The following is a 16,080-nucleotide window of genomic DNA, read 5'->3' as shown; positions in this document are numbered from 1 at the left end:
CCTCGGACCGGGACGCGGTTCTAAGCTGGAGTGCTGGTCCATCAGGATGAATCAGGCACGTCGTGGGGGCGAAAGGCCGGGCATGGATTTCGAGTGCGACCGTCTGGTCCTCCAGTACCTGGGCGAAGTCGGCGACGCCGCGCAGCGCAAGCTGCGGCCCGCCGACCGGGCACGCCTGGTCGAAAGGCTGCGCGGTGAGATCGACCAGGAGCGCGAGCGGGGCAACGCCAACACCCCGGCGGCGGTCAAGGGCATCCTGACGCGGCTCGGCACACCGGATGCGGTGGTCGCCAACGAGGTCTTCCGCGTTCCGGAGTATTCGGGCCACGCCGCGCAGGCGGGTGCCGGGATGGACGCGTCCGGCGGGGCCGCCGTGCGCGGTTCGCGGACCGCGACCATCGCCGCGCAGATCGGGTTCCGGCCCGACGCCAGCCCCGTGCCGTCGCAGCGCGACGGCTCCGAGGAGCAGGCGATGAGCGCGACGCCGATCACGCCGGTGGGCGACGGGCTGATCGGGTGGCCGGCGTACCCGATCGGGATCGCCCCGGGCGGCGCCTCGCAGTGGGAGGGCGTCGAGGAGATCATCGGGCCCGAGCCGGTGCAGCGCGTGCCGTTGCGCGCGTCGGTGCGCGAACTGGTCACGATCGTGCTGCTGGTGGTGGGGGCGATGGTCGGGTCGGCCGTCGTCGTGGTGATAGGGCTGCTGGTCGCGTTCACTTCCGCCCTGTGGACGCTGGGCGAGAAGCGCATGGCGGGCTTCACGATCCCGATCGTGACCGTTGCGGGGTTCGCCACGGCGATGTGGCTGCGGGCGACCGATCGCGCCGGGACGGACCTGACGCGCAGTCAGGCATGGGACCGTTTCGAGGACTTGCTCCCGACGATGCCGCGCGTCTTCGGCGCCGCCGCGGCGGTGTACCTGCTGGTGGTGCTGCTGCGGAAGCAGGCGGAGTCAGGCGAGTAGCCGGGGGCCGGCGCGCCCCCCGCCGGACTGCGGGGCTCAGTCGGTCAGTTCGCGTAGCTCCGCGAGTACGAACTCGTCCGGGTCGGAGACCGTGCCCTGGGAGCACGAGGTGAGCCGCGAGCAGCCGCTACGTGCGGTGCGCACCGTGATCTGGAGCAGTTGCCCGTCGGCGTCGATGTCGACGGTGGCACCGCCGTCGGCGTGGTCGACGTGCGCGAGCGGGCGTACCGCACCGATCGCGACGACGCCGGTGTGGCTGCGGGCGAACCACTCCGCGGCCTGGACGGCGGCGGGCACGCCCATGCGGCCCCGGTAGTGCGCGAGGTCGATCTCGCCGCGCAGGCAGGCCGCGCCGACCTCGGCGGCGACCGGCTCGGTGACGAGCCCGTGGTACGTGCCGTGCGGCAGCGCGACGAGGTTGGCCGCGTAGCGGTCCCCGCCGACGTGGGTGGTCTCCCACACCGGGTCGCCGTACGCCGCGTGCAGAGCCCGCACGGTCGGCCGCCCGAACTGCGCGCAGCAGGGCTCGCGCTTGCCGTGCGTGCACACCAGGAGCACCGGTTCCTCGTGCGGGGTGCCCCAGCCGGGCCGCTCGCCGCGCGAGACCGCACCCAGGTCGAGGGTGAACAACTCGCGCAGGTCCGCCACTTCGCGCTGCTCGGTCCACGGCTCGCCGCCGACCGAGCCGCCGGAGAACGAGACGTACACCTGGTGCGGCGGCACCGGGCGGCGGGCGCCGGGGCGTCGGATGAGCTGTGGGCGGATGCGGTACGCCGGGAGACGGTCGAGGAACTCGGTGACCTCGGGGGACAGCCCGGGGGGTGCGTCGTACGCGGGCCACGGGCCGGGGTGCTCGATCAGCAGCCAGGCGTCGCAGGTCTCGGGGGCGCTGCCGAGCACCGACTCGCCCAGCGCGCGGGCGACCACCGCGCATCGGTCGGAGCCGCGTGCGGGCGCGGTCGGACTCACCGGAGGATTCAAGGCTGCCACGAGATTAGGTTAGGGTAACCTAATTCGTTACGCAAAGTCACAGCCCCGAGCGAGGGTCGATCGGGGAAGGCACAAGAGGCGTGCGCGGCTTCCCGGAGGCGCGCGCCCAGCGTACAAGTCACCCGCGCGGCACACGGACGCACGCCGGGTCGCACCGCGCGGAGGCTCGTGCCGGATCAGTCGGGCACGCTGCGTCGCTGCCCGCGCGCCGTCGCGACGACACCGCCGATCAGGACCGCGAGCCCGAGCGGCATCAGCACGCTCAGCAGGTAGACCGCCCGGGGCAGCGCGTCGGCGCCGATCAGGAACGGTGTCAGGGTCGCCAGGGTGGCCACGGCGCCGACGGCGAACACGATCGTGCCGACGCGGACCGCGGTGTCGGCGCGGCCCGCCTCGCGGGGCGCCGTGCGGGAGGAATCGATGGTGCTCACCACCCCACGGTACTTGGCCCGTGCGGCTGTTCCCGCGCGGGTATCCCCGTGTGCCGCGTCGGTCGCGACCGTTAGCCTGGGTGGGTGAACGGGGGCGTCATGCGCTTACCCGTCGCGGCATCACCCTGTTCTGCTCCGGTCCCGACCGTCCAGATGGCGACGTCCCGACACAGGCGAGGTCCTCCGTGCCCACCGGCAAGGTCAAGTGGTTCGACACCGAGAAGGGCTTCGGCTTCCTCTCCCGCGACGACGGCGGCGACGTCTTCGTCCACTCCTCCGCGCTGCCGCAGGGTGTCGACTCGCTCAAGCCCGGCATGCGGGTCGAGTTCGGCATCGTCGAAGGCCGCCGGGGTGAACAGGCGCTGTCCGTACGCGTCCTGGACCCGCGTCCGTCGGTGGTCGCCGCGACGCGCAAGAAGCCCGACGAGATGACGGTCATAGTCGAGGACGTCATCAAGGTGCTCGACGGCGTGTCCAACACCCTGCGCCGGGGCCGCTACCCGGACAAGACGACCGCGCACAAGGTCGCCGAACTGCTGCGCGCCGTGGCGGACCAGATAGAGAGCTGAGACCCGAGGACGAAGAGCCGAGGCCCGCCCCGCGGCCGCCCGGACCCGCGAACCGGGCCGGGGGCCGCAGCGCGGGCCTCAGTGCCCCGGGAACGCCAGCAGATGGGCGGGGACGGCCGGGACCAGCCCCGCGTCTGCCGCGCGCCCCAGCAGGCCGTGCACCGCCGCGTAGCCCTCGTCGCCGAGGTCGCGGGTGAACTCGTTGACGTACAGGTCGATATGGCGCTCCTGCACGGACGGGCTCATCTCCTGCGCGTGCTCCTGGACGTACGCGCGCGACGCCGCCGGGTCCGCCCACGCGTGCTCCACCGACGCCCGCGCCGCGGCCGCCAGGGCCGGCAGGTCCAGCGAGCGCCGGGCGACGATCGCCCCCAGCGGGATCGCCAGACCCGTGTCGGCCTCCCACTCCTCACCCATGTCGGCGAGGCAGGCGAGCCCGTACTGCTGGTACGTGAACCGCGCCTCGTGGATCACCAGCCCCGCGTCCACCACCCCGTCGCGCACCGCGGGCATGATCTCGTGGAACGGCATGACCCGGATCTCGCCGGCCCCGCCCGGGATCGCCCGCGCCGCCCACAGGCGGAACAGCAGGTAGGCGGTGGACCGTTCGCTCGGCACCGCCACGACGCGGCCCGCCAGGTCGGCGGGCGCGTGCGCCTCGCGGGCCAGCACCAGCGGCCCGCAGCCGCGGCCGAGCGCGCCGCCGCAGGGCAGCAGGGCGTACTCGTCGAGGACCCAGGGCAGGGCGGCGTACGAGATCTTCAGGATGTCCAGACCGCCGCGCCTGGCAAGGTCGTTGGTGATGTCGATGTCCGCGTACGTGACATCGACCTCGGGCGCGTCCGGCACCAGCCCGTGCGCCCACGCGTGGAACGTGAACGTGTCGTTGGGGCACGGCGAGTACGCCATGGACAGGGTTGTCGCTGTCATGCTCGCTCCTCGCGCAGTTCGGGCAGGATCGCGGCCGCCGCGACGCCCAGCGCGCGCAGGGCGTCGGGGATGCGCCACGCGTCGCGGTCGCGGGGACCCACCGGGTTGGAGATCGCGCGCAGTTCGCAGAAGGGCACGCCGGCCGCGTGCGCGGCGGTGGCGACGCCGAAGCCTTCCATCGCCTCCGCGGCGGCCCGCGGGTGACGGCGGGTCAGCTCGGCGGCACGGGCGGCCGAGCCGGTGACCGTCGAGACGGTCAGGACGGCCCCGACGGCGACGTCGAGGACAGTGCCCCGTGCGGCCTTCGCGATGCGCTCGACCAGGTCGGGGTCGACGTCGAACACGCCGGTGCCGAAACCGAGTTCGTCGATCGGCAGGAACCCGTCCGCGGTCTCCGCGCCGAGGTCGGCCGCGAGGATCCGGTCCGCGACGACCAGCGACCCGACGGGCGCGGCCCCGGCGAAGCCGCCGCCGATGCCGGCGCTGACGACGAGGTCGTAGGCGGTCCGCGCGAGTGCGGCAGCCGTACCCGCGGCCGCGGCGGCGGGACCGACCCCGGCGGCCACGGCATCGACACCGGACACCGCGCGGGCATCGGCACCGGCGTCGGGCACCCCGTCGACACCGGGCACCGCGCCGCCGCCGAGCACGGCGTCGCGCTCGGCGGGGACGGCGGTGACCACGAGGATCCGCACCGGGAGGGGCTTACTTCTTCTCGAGCACGAAGGTCCAGGCGCCGACCGAGTCGCCCGCCTTGTTGACCTTGACGACCGCGACCTGGATCTGCTTCTCGTCCTCGAACGCGTCCTCGGGGACGGTGTACATGTTCTGGAACGTCTTGTCCTTGATGACGTCGCTCTCGCGCTCGCCGATCTGCAGCTTCCAGCCGGAGTCCGCGAGTTCCTTGTCGACGCCGACGCGCAGCGTGGTGCCCGTGGTCACCTTGAGGACCTTGCTGTCCTTGCTGCACTCCCTGGTCTTCGCTTCGTCGGCCAGGTCGGACTTCGAGCAGCTCTCCTCGATGGCCACGGAGTCGCTGCCGTTGACCAGGGTCACGATGGGAGTCGGCTTCTCACAGCCCGTCAGGGCGAAGGCCCCGAGGACAACTGCGCCCGCGACGGCGGCATGGCGGCGGATCATCATGATCCGAAGGTTACCGGGCGCCGCGCAGCCGGAAGCCGGGGGACCGTGCCGGGCGTGATCGGCGCGTCGTGAGCCTGCGTCCGGTCAGCACCAGCGCCAGGACCAGCACGCCCGCCGCGATGCCCATGCCGAGCGTGCCGTTCAGCGGCAGCACGATGCCGACACCGCCGCCGACCACCCACGCCAGTTGCAGTGCGGTCTCGCTGCGCGCGAAGGCGGACGTACGCACTTCCTCGGGGATGTCGCGCTGGATCATCGCGTCGAGGGACAGCTTGCCGAGCGCCTGCGCGAGCCCCGCGACGGCCGCGACCGCGAGCACCGTGGTCAGCCCGTAGAACGTCGCCGCCGCCACCGCGGAACCCGCCGCGGTCAGCACCACGCCGACGATGATCGCCTCGGGCGCCTTCGACTTGAACCACGCGCCGAGCCCCGTGCCGATCGCGTTGCCGACCGCCGCCGCGACCACGACCGCGCCGAGGGCCTGCTTGTTGTCGAGCCCCGCGACCGGTTCCTCGCGCAGCAGGAAGCCCAGGAACATCACCAGGAAGCCGGAGAACCAGCGCAGCGACGCGTTCGCCCACAGGGCCAGGACGACGGACGGGCCCACGCTGCGCAGTCGCCGGGTCGTCTTCGCGGTGGCCTTCGCCGCCGTCTTCGCGGCGGCCTTGGAATCGGCCTCGGCTTTGGCTTCCGCCTTGGCCTCGGCTTTGGCCTCCGCTCGGGCCGCGGCTGTGGAGGCATATGTGGACCCGGGTTCGGCCTCCGCCGCCTTGGCGGCGTTCCTGGCCCGGCGCGGGTGCGGGAAGTGGCTCTCGTGGTCGGCCCCCGGCGCCTCACGCGTGAACGTCGCCTTGTCCTCGCCCTCGGGGGAGTCGACCTTGGCGGGCAGCGCGAAGGACAGCCCGGCGCCGAAGACGAAGACGGCGACCGCCGCGTACATGATCCACGGGGTGCCGGCGGTCACCTTGAGGAGCCCCGCGACCGGGGCCGCGATCAGGGTGCCGGCCAGGCCGAACATCGTGATCCGCGAGTTCACCTTCACCAGCGACATCGAGCGCGGCTGGAGCCGGGGCACCACCGCGCTGCGCGACACGCCGTACGCCTTCGAGGTCATCAGGACCGCGAACGCCTCCGGGTACAGCTCCAGGCCGCCGTTCTCCACCGCCCCGGCCATCATGAACGCCAGAACCGCGCGTACGAGCATGGTCACGGCCATCGCGACCCGCCGACCGCGCCGCAGCCGGTCCAGCAGCGGGCCGATCACCGGGGCCATCAGCGCGAACGGCGCCATCGTGATCAGGAGGTAGAGGGCCACCCGGTCGCGCGCCTCGCCGGTCGGCACCGAGAAGAAGACCGTGGTCGCCAGCGCGATGGTGACGAGGGCGTCACCCGCGTTGTTGATCGCGTGCAGCTCGATCAGCTTGCCGAGGCCGCTCTCCTTGGCGCCCTTCGAGTCCGCCGCGCGCCGGAACCGCCCGCCGACCGACTTCGGCAGCCCGCCGAACCAGGACACGCCGCGGCGGAGCCGGCCGGTGCCGGTCGCGCTGCTGCCGCGTACCCGTACCGTGCCGGTTCTGATTTCACTTCGTGTCCGCAAGGCTCCCACCCCTTGAATCCTGCCCTTCTTCGCCGGGGATACGTGTATTGGTGACACGCCGAAGGGGCGCGCCGGTTGCGCGCTCCGTACAGGATTCCGTGCCTCTTGAGGGTAGCCCTCGCCATCACGCCCGGTGGTTGAGAGAGAATCACTCTCGTGAGTGCCCCGATCCGTAGTCGAATCCCCGATCGCCTGTGTGCGGAGGCGGTCGAACTTGCCCTTGCCGCCGCCGAGGATGTCGCTGGCCCGGGCAGGGTCGGCGAGCATCTTGGAGTGGCGGTTGACGGCGATCGCGTCGTCACCCATCTCTTCGCGTGCCGAGAGGACGCGTACCAGGGCTGGCGGTGGGCTGTCACCGTCGCCCGAGCCCCACGCGCCAAGCTGGTCACCGTCGACGAGACGGTGCTCGTGCCCGGCCCTGATGCCCTGCTGGCCCCCGAGTGGGTGCCGTGGAGCGACCGCCTGCGCCCAGGCGACCTCGGCGTCGGCGACCTGCTGCCGACCAAGGAGGACGACGAGCGCCTCGAACCCGGATACGCGGACGTCGACCCGGTGTCCGCGGAGGAGCCGGTCGGCTTCGGTCCGGCGGCGGTGGCGTACGAGCTCGGCCTCGGCCGTGCCCGTGTGCTCTCGCCGCTCGGCCTCGGCCTGGCCGCGGACCGCTGGGAGGAGCACTTCGGCGTACGCACGCCGATGGCCCAGGCCGCGCCCGCCCACTGCGTGTCGTGCGGGTTCCTGGTCAAGATCGGCGGTCCGCTCGGCCAGGCCTTCGGCGTGTGCGCGAACGAGTACGCACCCGCCGACGGCCACATGGTCTCCCTCGGCTTCGGCTGTGGAGGCCACTCCGAGGCCGCCGTCATGCCCGCCGTCCCCCAGGTCGCCGACCCCGTGGTCGACGACTACGACGTCGAACCGGTACGCGTCCACCACGACGCGGGCTCGGTCGACGACGCGGAACCGGGGGAGGACCTGGGCCATTCGTGAGGCGGTGGGGTTCGGGCCCGAACCCCACCGAACCCCCGCCCGCATCCGTGTGCGTTCGTTCGCATCCGCCTGCACCTGCCCGAACCAAGGCCTGAACGCCCCGGGCCCGACGCCTGGGCACCTCGGCGCCCCGGCTTGAACTCGGCTGCGTTTTGTCGGGTGTAGGGGGGTTCGCCGCCGAAGCGGGGGGCAGGATTTGCCAAGCGGGGTGGGGTTGCGGAGAGAGTTGTGGCCATGGGCACCGAGGACATCTTCGCGACGGCTGGGCTGCGGCAGGCGGTTCTGGACGCGTGGGCCGCACAACCGGCACGGTTCCGGGAGGACGCCAACGCCGAGGAAGAGCTTGCCCTCGGCGGGTACCGCGACCGCCTGGTCGTGGAGCTGGCGCAGAACGCCGCCGACGCGGCGGCGCGTACCGGACGGCCCGGACGGCTGCGGCTGACGCTGCGGGACGGCGTCCTCACCGCGGCGAACACCGGCGAGCCGCTGCACGCGGACGGCGTTCTCGCGCTGTCCACGCTGCGGGCCTCCGCGAAGCGGGACGAAGGCCCCGGCACCGTCGGCCGCTTCGGGGTCGGCTTCGCCGCCGTCCTGGCGGTGTCCGACGACCCGTCGGTCATCTCCGGCACCGGCGGCGTCCGGTGGTCCCTCCGCGAGGCACGGGACCTGGCCGCGGGCGTCCCGGCGATCGCCGACGAGGTCGTACGGCGCGACGGCGCCGTCCCGATACTCCGCCTGCCGATGCCGGCCGAGGGCACGCCGCCCGACGGCTACGACACGGCGGTCGTGCTGCCGCTGCGCGACGGCGCCGCGACCGACCTGGCCGCGCGCCTGCTCGCCGAGATCGACGACGCGCTGCTGCTGACCCTGTCCGGACTCGGCGAGATCGTCGTCGAGACGGACCGCGGCGTCCGCACGCTCTCGCGGCACGACGACCAGGGCACGGTCGTGGTCGCGGACCAGGACCACGAGACGCGGTGGCGCGTCAGCTCCGCGGCCGGTGCGCTGGACGCGGGCCTGCTCGCGGACCGCCCCACCGAGGAACGCCTGCGCGGCACCTGGTCGGTGCTGTGGGCCGTGCCGGTGGACGCCGCGGGCGCCCCCCTGCCGCTGCACGGCGGAGGCGCCGAATGGCGGGCCGGAGGGCCGCCGTTGAGCCTCGACGCGGCGAACGACGACGGCACGCCGCGCGGTTCCGTGCCGGTACGCCCCGTCGTGCACGCGCCCACTCCCTCGGACGAGCCGCTGGGCCTGCCCGCGCTGCTCATCGCCTCCTTCCCGCTCGACAGCACCCGGCGGCACGTCGCGCCGGGCCCGCTCCGCGACTTCCTCGTGGCGCGGGCCGCGGACAGCTACGCCGAGATGGTGCGCGACTGGCCGACGCCGTTCACGCGCGCTCTGCTGAGCCTGGTGCCCGGCACCGCGCCCGAGGGTGAGCTGGACGCGCTGCTGCGCCGGTCCGTCCTCGCCCGGCTCGCCGAAACGCCTTTCCTGCCGACCGCGTTCGCGGGGGCGGACGGCTCCGCCGCGGCCGCGTCCGGCAGGTCCGATGCCGGTTCCGACCCCGGTTCCGACCTGAGTTCCGGCCTCGGGTCCGGCCTGAGTTCCGCCCTCGGTTCGCACGCCGGTTCCGACCCCGGCTTCCACGCCGGTTCCGACCCCGGTCCCGACGCCGGTTCCGGCGAGGAGGCCGCGCCGCGCCGGGTACGCCCGCGGGACGCGGTCGTCCTGGACGGTGCCTCCCCGGGGCTGGTCGCCGCGCTGGCCCCCGTCCTGCCCGGGCTGATCCCGGCCGGTCTGGACAAGTCGCCGGCGCTGCGTGCGCTGACCGTACGCCGCCTCCCGCTCGCCGAGGTCGTCGACCAACTCGCCGCACTGGAACGCGAACCCGAGTGGTGGCACGGCCTGTACGCGGCACTCGACCCCGCCGACCGCGACGCGCTCGGCGCCTTGCCGGTACCGCTCGTGGACGGCCGCCTCGTGCGCGGCCCCCGGCATCTCCTGCTCCCCGGGCCGGACACCCCCAAGCCCGCCGTGCTGGAGCCGCTGGACCTGCGCATCGTGCACCCGGACGCGGTGCACCCGCTGCTGGAGCGCCTCGGCGCGCTCCCGGCCGCGCCGCGCACGGTCCTGGCCGACCCCGCGGTCCGGGCGGGCGTCGCCGCCGCGGACGACCACGACGACCCGGACGCGTTCACCGACGCCGTCCTCGAACTCGTACGCGCCGCACACCTGGCCCCGGGCGAGGAGCCGTGGCTCGCCGAGTTGCCGCTGCCCGACGACCAGGGTGACCTGCTCGCCGCCGGCGAACTCATGCTGCCCGGAAGCGCGTTGACCGCCCTGGTCGAACCGGGCACGCTCGGCGTCGCGGACCGGGAGCTGGTCGAGCGCTGGGGGCCCGACGTACTGCGCGCGGTCGGCGTGCTCGACACGTTCGGCCTGGTGGCCGAGGAGGACGTGGTCCTCGACCACGACGCCTGCGACCACGACCTGGACCTGGAGGAGGACTGGCTCGACGACGTCCTCGACCACCTCCCCGACCCCGAAGTGCCGCCGGTGCTGCCCGCGTTCACCGCGGTCCGCGACCTCGACCTGGTGGCCGACGACGCGTGGGAGGACGCGCTCGACCTGCTCGCCGTCCCGCCGCTGCGGGCCGCGGTGATCGAGCCCGCGCGCGTACTGCTGCCGGACGGCGGCCGGGCCGAGATCCCGTCGTACACGGCGTGGTGGCTGCGCGGGCACCCGGTGCTCGACGGCCGTCCGCCCGCCGGCCTGCTGGCCGCGGGCGCCGATCCCGCGCTGCACGGCCTGTACGACGAGGTCGACTCGCACCTCGACGACGTGTTCCTGCGCGCGCTGGGCGTGCGCACCACGCTCGCCGCGCTGCTCGCCGAGCCCGGCGGGCCGGACGAGTTGCTCGACCGGCTCGCGAAGCGCTCCAACGACGTCGGACGCGATCAACTCCGGCTTCTCTACACGGCGTTGGCCGATGTGGACATGGACCGGGTCGACGCCCCGCACGAGGTGCGCGCCGTCGTGGCCGGCCGCCTGACCGTCGTGGACGCCAGCTCGGCCGCCGTCGCCGACGCGCCGGACCTGGCCGCGCTGCTGGCCGAGGCACCCGCGTGGGCGCTGCTCCCGGTGCGCCCCGACCGCGCGACCGCGCTCGCCGAACTGCTGCAACTGCCCCTGGTGTCCGAAGTGGTGCCCGGGACGGTGCTCTCCGAGGGCACCCGCAACCCCGTTCCCGAGGCGGTCCTCGCCGCCCTCGCGGGCGCACCGACCGAGTACGTCGAGCACGGCGAGCTCCTGGTGGCGGGTCCCGACGGCGCCGAACTCGAGGCGGAGTGGCGGTTCGTCGAGGGCGAGGTGCACGCGACCACGTTCGAGGGCCTGGCCCGCGGACTCGCCTGGGCCGCGGGGGAGTGGCACCGCCGCTTCGAGGTCGCGCAACTGCTGGCCGACCCGTCGCTCGCCCATGTCCTGGACGCGGAAAGGGACTTCGACAACCCGATGTGACGGCCGCGAAGTCGGCGGCCCGGCTCGGTCGTCCGGGGCTTCGGCCGACGTGGCCGGCCCGGCTGACTTCGCCGCCTTCGCCTATGCCTTTTCCTCCGCCTTTTCCTTCGCCCCTGTCTTTGCGGAGTCGGCCCCCGCCTGCCAGGAGACCGCCGCCGGGTGCCTGCGCCGGACCCACCCGGACAGGTGCCAGCCGAACTCCAGGACGCCCATCCCGGCGAGCCCGATGCCCACCGCGATACCCCAGTTGGGCAGGTCGTCCGGGTAGAGCGCGAAGAAGTCGGACAGGAACGGTACGAACATCGCGAGCAGGTAGCCGCCGCCCATCGCGGCGATGAGGACGAGCTTCCACCACGCGTACGGCCGGGCGACGATCGCGAGGATCCACATCGCGACCATGAACAGCGTGATCGTCGCCGCGGTGCGGTCCTGCTCCAGGCTCGACCCGTGGTTGAGCCGGGCCAGCCAGTACGTCAGGAAGGTGGTGCCCGCCGCCACCACTCCGGCCGGCACCGCGAAGCGCAGCACGCGCGGCACGAAGCCCGGCCGGGCCCGCTCGGTGTTCGGTCCGAGGGCGAGGAAGAACGCCGGCGTGCCGATCGTCAGCGTGCCGATGAGCGTGAGGTGCCGGGGCAGGAACGGGAACGGCAGGCTCGCCACGCCGGTGAGCAGCGACAGCAGCAGGGCGTACACGGTCTTCGACAGGAACAGGTTCGCGACCCGCTCGATGTTGCCGATGACCCGGCGGCCTTCCGCCACCACGGCGGGCAGCGTCGCGAACTTGTTGTCCAGCAGCACGATTTGCGCCACCGAGCGGCTCGCCGCACTGCCCGAACCCATCGCCACGCCGATGTCGGCGTCCTTGAGGGCGAGTACGTCGTTGACGCCGTCGCCGGTCATCGCGACCGTGTGCTCCTTGGACTGGAGTGCCGCCACCATCGCGCGCTTCTGCTGCGGCGTCACGCGGCCGAAGACCGTGTTGTCGTCGAGCTCCTGGGCGAGTTCGGCGCGGTCCTCGGGCAGCGTGCGGGCATCCACCGGGTGTTCGGCGCCGGCCAGGCCGAGCTTGCCGGCGACCGCACCCACGGACAGCGCGTTGTCACCGGAGATGACCTTCGCGGCGACCGCCTGGCTCGCGAAGTACCGGAGTGTGTCCGCCGCGTCGGGGCGTAGCCGCTGCTCCAGGACCACCAGGGCGGCGGGCGTCGCGTGCTCGGCCGCCCGGTCGCCCAGCGGGCCGTCCGCCTTGGCGAGCAGCAGTACGCGCAGCCCCTGCGCGCCGAGTTCGTCGACGTCGCGCAGCACCGGGTCGCCCTGCGGCAGCAGGACGTCCGGTGCGCCCAGCAGCCACGACCCCTCGCCCGCGAACGTCGCGCCGCTCCACTTGCGGGCCGACGAGAACGGCTCGACGCCGGTGACCCGCCACCCGTCGCCCTCGGGCGCCGGATGCGCGTCGATGATCGCCTGGAGGCTCGCGTTGGGCCGGGGGTCGGAGGTGCCGAGTGCGCCCAGGGCCTCCTTGACCGGCAGGTCGGGGGCGAGCGTACGCACCTCGCCGACGTCCATGCCGCCCTCGGTCAGCGTGCCCGTCTTGTCGAGGCACACGACGTCGACCCGGGCCAGGCCCTCGATCGCGGGCAGTTCCTGGACGAGGCACTGCTTGCGGCCCAGGCGCACCACGCCGACCGCGAACGCGACCGAGGTGAGCAGCATCAGACCCTCGGGGACCATGGTGACGACGCCCGCCACCATGCCGGTCATCGCGCCGGAGAAGTCGCCCTTGTTGCTGCGCAGTTGGCTGACGAGCAGGAGGATCCCGACCGGGACCATGAGCCAGGTGACGTACTTGAGGATCACGTCGAGACCGGAGCGCAGCTCGGACCGGGTGAGGGTGAAGCGGCTGGCCTCCTCGGCGAGGCGGGCGGCGTAGGCGTCCCGGCCGACCTTGGTCGCGCGGAAGGCGCCGTTGCCGGCCGCGACGAAGCTGCCGGACATCACCGGGTCGCCGGGGTGCTTGTGCACGGGGTCGGACTCGCCGGTCAGCAGCGACTCGTCCAGTTCCAGCCCGTCCGCCTCGACGACCACGCCGTCGACCACGATCTGCTCGCCCGCGCCGATGGCGCAGACGTCGTCGAGCACGAGTTCGCGGGGCGTGACGTCGGTGGTGCGGCCGTCGCGGCGGACCCGGGGTTTGGCCTCGCCGACTACGGCGAGGGCGTCCAGGGTCTTCTTGGCGCGCAGCTCCTGGATGATGCCGATCGCCGTGTTGGCGACGATGACCAGGCCGAACAGACCGTCCTGCGGCGCGCCGAACACCATGATGATGACAAACAGCGTGCCGATGATCGCGTTGAAGCGGGTGAAGACGTTGGCCCGCACGATGTCGCGGGCGCTGCGGCTGGAGCGGGCCGGGACGTCGTTCACCTCGCCGCGCGCGACACGTTCGGCGACCTGGGCCGAGGTGAGGCCCTCGGGGGACGTCTCGGCGGGCGGCGGGGCCTCGGCGTCGATCATGAACCGACGTTACGTCATGAGATGTCAGATTCTGTGGCGCTTTGGCGTGGGCTCGGCCGTTCGCGTGACAGGGGCCGGCGGCTCTTGGCGGCGACGTCGACAGCCCTCGGCAGCCTCGGCGTCGGCCTCGGGCGGCGAGTTGAGGCGGCGACGTTGTGTGGCGACGTTAGGTGGCGACGTGCGGTGGCGGGGTCAGCGGCTCTGGTCCGCGCGGCGGCGGATGGCGTCGCGGCGACGCCGGACGTACCAGAGGCCGAGCAGGCCGAGGCCGGCGCCGGCGAGCGCGCACCACGGCCACCACTCGCGGCCGTCGCGCTCCAGCGTGTCGCGGAACGGCAGACAGAGGAGGAAGAGGCCGAACCAGACGAGCGTGCCGATGCCGACGATCTTCACGTCGTCGGCTTCCAGCGGCTCGGGGTCGGGGCGGCGGATCCGGCCGGACGCGGGCGGCGGTGCGTCGCCGGACGCGGCGTCGGCGTCGTGGACCGTCGCGGCGTCGGAGTACGTCTCGGCGGCCGGAGCGGCCGGCGCGGAGCCCGGGGCGGCCGGGTCGGAGTCCGGCGGGCCCGGGGTGCCGCGGCGGTCGTCGCCTGCGTGGTCGTCGTGCTCGCCGCCGGTGTCGGCAGCGAATGCCGCGGTGTCGTACGAGTCCATGTCGTACGACTCCTCGGGCGACGTACGCCGCCGCTTCCCGTGCCTGCTCACAAAGGGCAAGGCTACTGGCCCGTCCGGTCCCGTCGCCGCAGGGCCTGCGCGCACCCCGTTGCGCGCCTCGCCTGTGGCGCGCCTCGCCCCGTGGCTCGCGTGCCCCTCCCGTCCTCTCGGGTGAGTTCGGGGCAGTACGGGGAGTTTCGGCCCGAACCGGGCCGCCGGTCGGTGTAGGGAGTGATCAGCGGGACCGCGCCCGGTTCCACGTCCGCCGCCCGTACCCCCGAGGGGCCGCCATGACCGCCGACGCCCCCGCAGCCGCCCACCGCGGGCCCACGCCGCCCGGTCGCGGACTCGCGGGCGCGCTCGACCGCTTCTTCGCGATCTCCGCACGCGGGTCGTCGCTCGTGCAGGAGACCCGCGGCGGCGTCGCCACCTTTTTCACGATGGCGTACATCGTCGTCCTGAATCCGATCGTCCTGAGCGGAGCCACCGACAAGTACGGCCAGCACCTGTCGCACGGCCAACTCGTCACCGCGACCTGCCTGGTCGCCGGCGTCATGACGGTGATCATGGGGGTCGCCGGCAACATCCCGCTCGCGATCGCCGCGGGGCTCGGCCTCAACGGCGTGGTGGCCTTCCAGATCGCGCCCGAGATGTCCTGGCCGGACGCCATGGGCCTGGTGGTGTGGTCGGGCATCGCCATCGTCGTCCTGGTCGTGACCGGCCTGCGCCAGATGATCATGGACGCCATCCCGATGGCCCTCAAGCAGGCCATCGGCGTCGGCATCGGCCTGTTCATCGCGTTCCTGGGCCTGGTCGACGCGGGCTTCGTCACCCGTACGCCGGACTCCGCCGGGTCGACGGTGCCGGTGACCCTCGGGCCCGACGGGCAGCTGCAGGGCTGGCCCACCCTGGTCTTCTGCGCGGGGGTGCTGCTGACGTTCGTGCTGCTGGTCCGCCGGGTCCGCGGCGCGATCCTGATCGGCATCGTGTCGATGACCGTGCTCGCGATGCTGGTCGACGCGGTGGCGGACGTACCCGACAAGCAGTGGGGGCTGATCAGCCCGGACCTGCCCAGCGGTGTGGTCGGCACCCCGGACTTCGGCCTCGTCGGGGACGTCAGCCTGCTCGGCGCCTTCGCGGAGGCCGGCGTGCTCACCGCGGTGATCTTCGTCTTCACGCTGATGCTCTCGGACTTCTTCGACGCGATGGGCACGATCATCGGCGTCACCAACGAGGCCGGGCTGCTGGACGCGGACGGCAGGCTGCCCGGCATCGGCCGCGTGCTGCTCGTCGACGGCTTCGCGGCGGTCGCGGGCGGCGCGGCGTCGTGCTCGTCCAACACGTGCTTCGTCGAGTCGACGGCGGGCGTCGGCGAGGGGGCGCGTACCGGCTTCGCCAACCTCGTCACCGGCGGGCTGTTCCTCGGGGCGCTGTTCCTCACCCCGCTGGCCACGGTCGTGCCCTACCAGGCCGCGACGCCGGCCCTCGTCGTCGTGGGCTTCCTGCTGATGACCCAGGTCAAGGACATCGACTGGACCGACTGGCCGCTCGCCGTGCCGGCGTTCCTGACGATCGTGCTCATGCCGTTCACCTTCAGCATCACCAACGGCATCGGCGCCGGTTTCCTCGCGTACGTCGTCATCCGGGCCGCCACCGGCCGCGCCCGCGAAGTGCCCTGGCTGCTCTGGGTCGTCGCCGCGTTCTTCCTCGTGCATTTCGGCATCGACCCGGTCGAGCAGGTGCTCGGCGTCGAATAGCCGGGCGTGCGGGCGCGGGTGAAGCGCG

13 protein-coding genes are annotated in these 16,080 nt (G+C 73.3%); 5 read left to right on the top strand and 8 right to left on the bottom strand.

Annotation, left to right across the window (positions count from 1 at the left end; all coding sequences use genetic code 11):
• The first annotated feature begins 82 nt into the window (after positions 1–82).
• Complete coding sequence (locus AB0C36_RS12985) at positions 83–964, top strand: hypothetical protein (RefSeq protein ID WP_358353044.1); 882 nt, start codon at positions 83–85, stop codon at positions 962–964.
• A gap of 36 nt (positions 965–1,000) precedes the next feature.
• Here the strand turns inward: AB0C36_RS12985 and AB0C36_RS12980 are convergent, their stop codons facing one another.
• Positions 1,001–1,954 (bottom strand): ferredoxin family protein, encoded by a 954-nt coding sequence (locus AB0C36_RS12980; protein WP_358353042.1) that lies wholly within the window; start codon positions 1,952–1,954, stop codon positions 1,001–1,003.
• Positions 1,955–2,130: 176 nt separating this feature from the next.
• Positions 2,131–2,385, bottom strand: a complete 255-nt coding sequence (locus tag AB0C36_RS12975; protein ID WP_358353040.1) for a hypothetical protein — start codon at positions 2,383–2,385, stop codon at positions 2,131–2,133.
• A gap of 185 nt (positions 2,386–2,570) precedes the next feature.
• On the opposite strand from AB0C36_RS12975, the gene AB0C36_RS12970 reads away from it, so the two are divergent.
• Positions 2,571–2,954 carry a cold-shock protein gene (locus AB0C36_RS12970; protein ID WP_281475853.1) on the top strand — a complete coding sequence of 128 codons (384 nt, stop codon included), beginning with the start codon at positions 2,571–2,573 and terminating at the stop codon, positions 2,952–2,954.
• 78 nt (positions 2,955–3,032) lie between these two features.
• On the opposite strand, the gene AB0C36_RS12965 is transcribed toward AB0C36_RS12970, so the two are convergent.
• The 4 genes from AB0C36_RS12965 to AB0C36_RS12950 are packed head-to-tail and all read right to left on the bottom strand — an operon-like array spanning position 3,033 to position 6,624.
• The gene (locus AB0C36_RS12965; protein WP_358353037.1) at positions 3,033–3,884 is read right to left on the bottom strand and encodes a 1,4-dihydroxy-6-naphtoate synthase; all 852 of its coding nucleotides are present in this window, start codon (positions 3,882–3,884) and stop codon (positions 3,033–3,035) included.
• Complete coding sequence (locus AB0C36_RS12960) at positions 3,881–4,579, bottom strand: futalosine hydrolase (protein ID WP_358353035.1); 699 nt, start codon at positions 4,577–4,579, stop codon at positions 3,881–3,883. Before AB0C36_RS12960 ends, AB0C36_RS12965 begins: the two co-directional genes overlap by 4 nt.
• Before the next feature lie 10 nt (positions 4,580–4,589).
• Entirely contained in the window at positions 4,590–5,027 is a 438-nt protein-coding gene (locus tag AB0C36_RS12955; protein ID WP_358353033.1) for a hypothetical protein, read from the bottom strand.
• Positions 5,028–5,037: 10 nt separating this feature from the next.
• Positions 5,038–6,624 carry an MFS transporter gene (locus AB0C36_RS12950; protein ID WP_435839034.1) on the bottom strand — a complete coding sequence of 529 codons (1,587 nt, stop codon included), beginning with the start codon at positions 6,622–6,624 and terminating at the stop codon, positions 5,038–5,040.
• Positions 6,625–6,792: 168 nt separating this feature from the next.
• On the opposite strand from AB0C36_RS12950, the gene AB0C36_RS12945 reads away from it, so the two are divergent.
• Both AB0C36_RS12945 and AB0C36_RS12940 read left to right on the top strand, forming a co-directional pair.
• On the top strand, positions 6,793–7,608 hold the full coding sequence (locus tag AB0C36_RS12945; RefSeq protein ID WP_358353100.1) for a DUF3027 domain-containing protein: 816 nt from the start codon (positions 6,793–6,795) through the stop codon (positions 7,606–7,608).
• A 234-nt stretch (positions 7,609–7,842) separates the two neighbouring features.
• Complete coding sequence (locus AB0C36_RS12940; protein ID WP_358353031.1) at positions 7,843–11,127, top strand: sacsin N-terminal ATP-binding-like domain-containing protein; 3,285 nt, start codon at positions 7,843–7,845, stop codon at positions 11,125–11,127.
• An 81-nt stretch (positions 11,128–11,208) separates the two neighbouring features.
• On the opposite strand, the gene AB0C36_RS12935 is transcribed toward AB0C36_RS12940, so the two are convergent.
• Together AB0C36_RS12935 and AB0C36_RS12930 are read right to left on the bottom strand one after the other, a co-directional pair.
• A complete protein-coding gene (locus AB0C36_RS12935) occupies positions 11,209–13,641 on the bottom strand; it encodes a cation-translocating P-type ATPase (protein WP_358353029.1) in 2,433 nt (810 codons plus the stop codon).
• Positions 13,642–13,833: 192 nt separating this feature from the next.
• Complete coding sequence (locus AB0C36_RS12930) at positions 13,834–14,346, bottom strand: hypothetical protein (RefSeq protein WP_358353027.1); 513 nt, start codon at positions 14,344–14,346, stop codon at positions 13,834–13,836.
• A gap of 239 nt (positions 14,347–14,585) precedes the next feature.
• On the opposite strand from AB0C36_RS12930, the gene AB0C36_RS12925 reads away from it, so the two are divergent.
• Positions 14,586–16,052 (top strand): NCS2 family permease, encoded by a 1,467-nt coding sequence (locus tag AB0C36_RS12925; protein WP_358353025.1) that lies wholly within the window; start codon positions 14,586–14,588, stop codon positions 16,050–16,052.
• Positions 16,053–16,080 lie beyond the last annotated feature (28 nt).

The organism is Streptodolium elevatio, assembly GCF_040649515.1.
GTDB lineage: Bacteria > Actinomycetota > Actinomycetes > Streptomycetales > Streptomycetaceae > Yinghuangia > Yinghuangia elevatio.
Note: the sequence above shows the minus strand (reverse complement) of the source record. Positions and strands in the feature narration are given on the sequence as shown.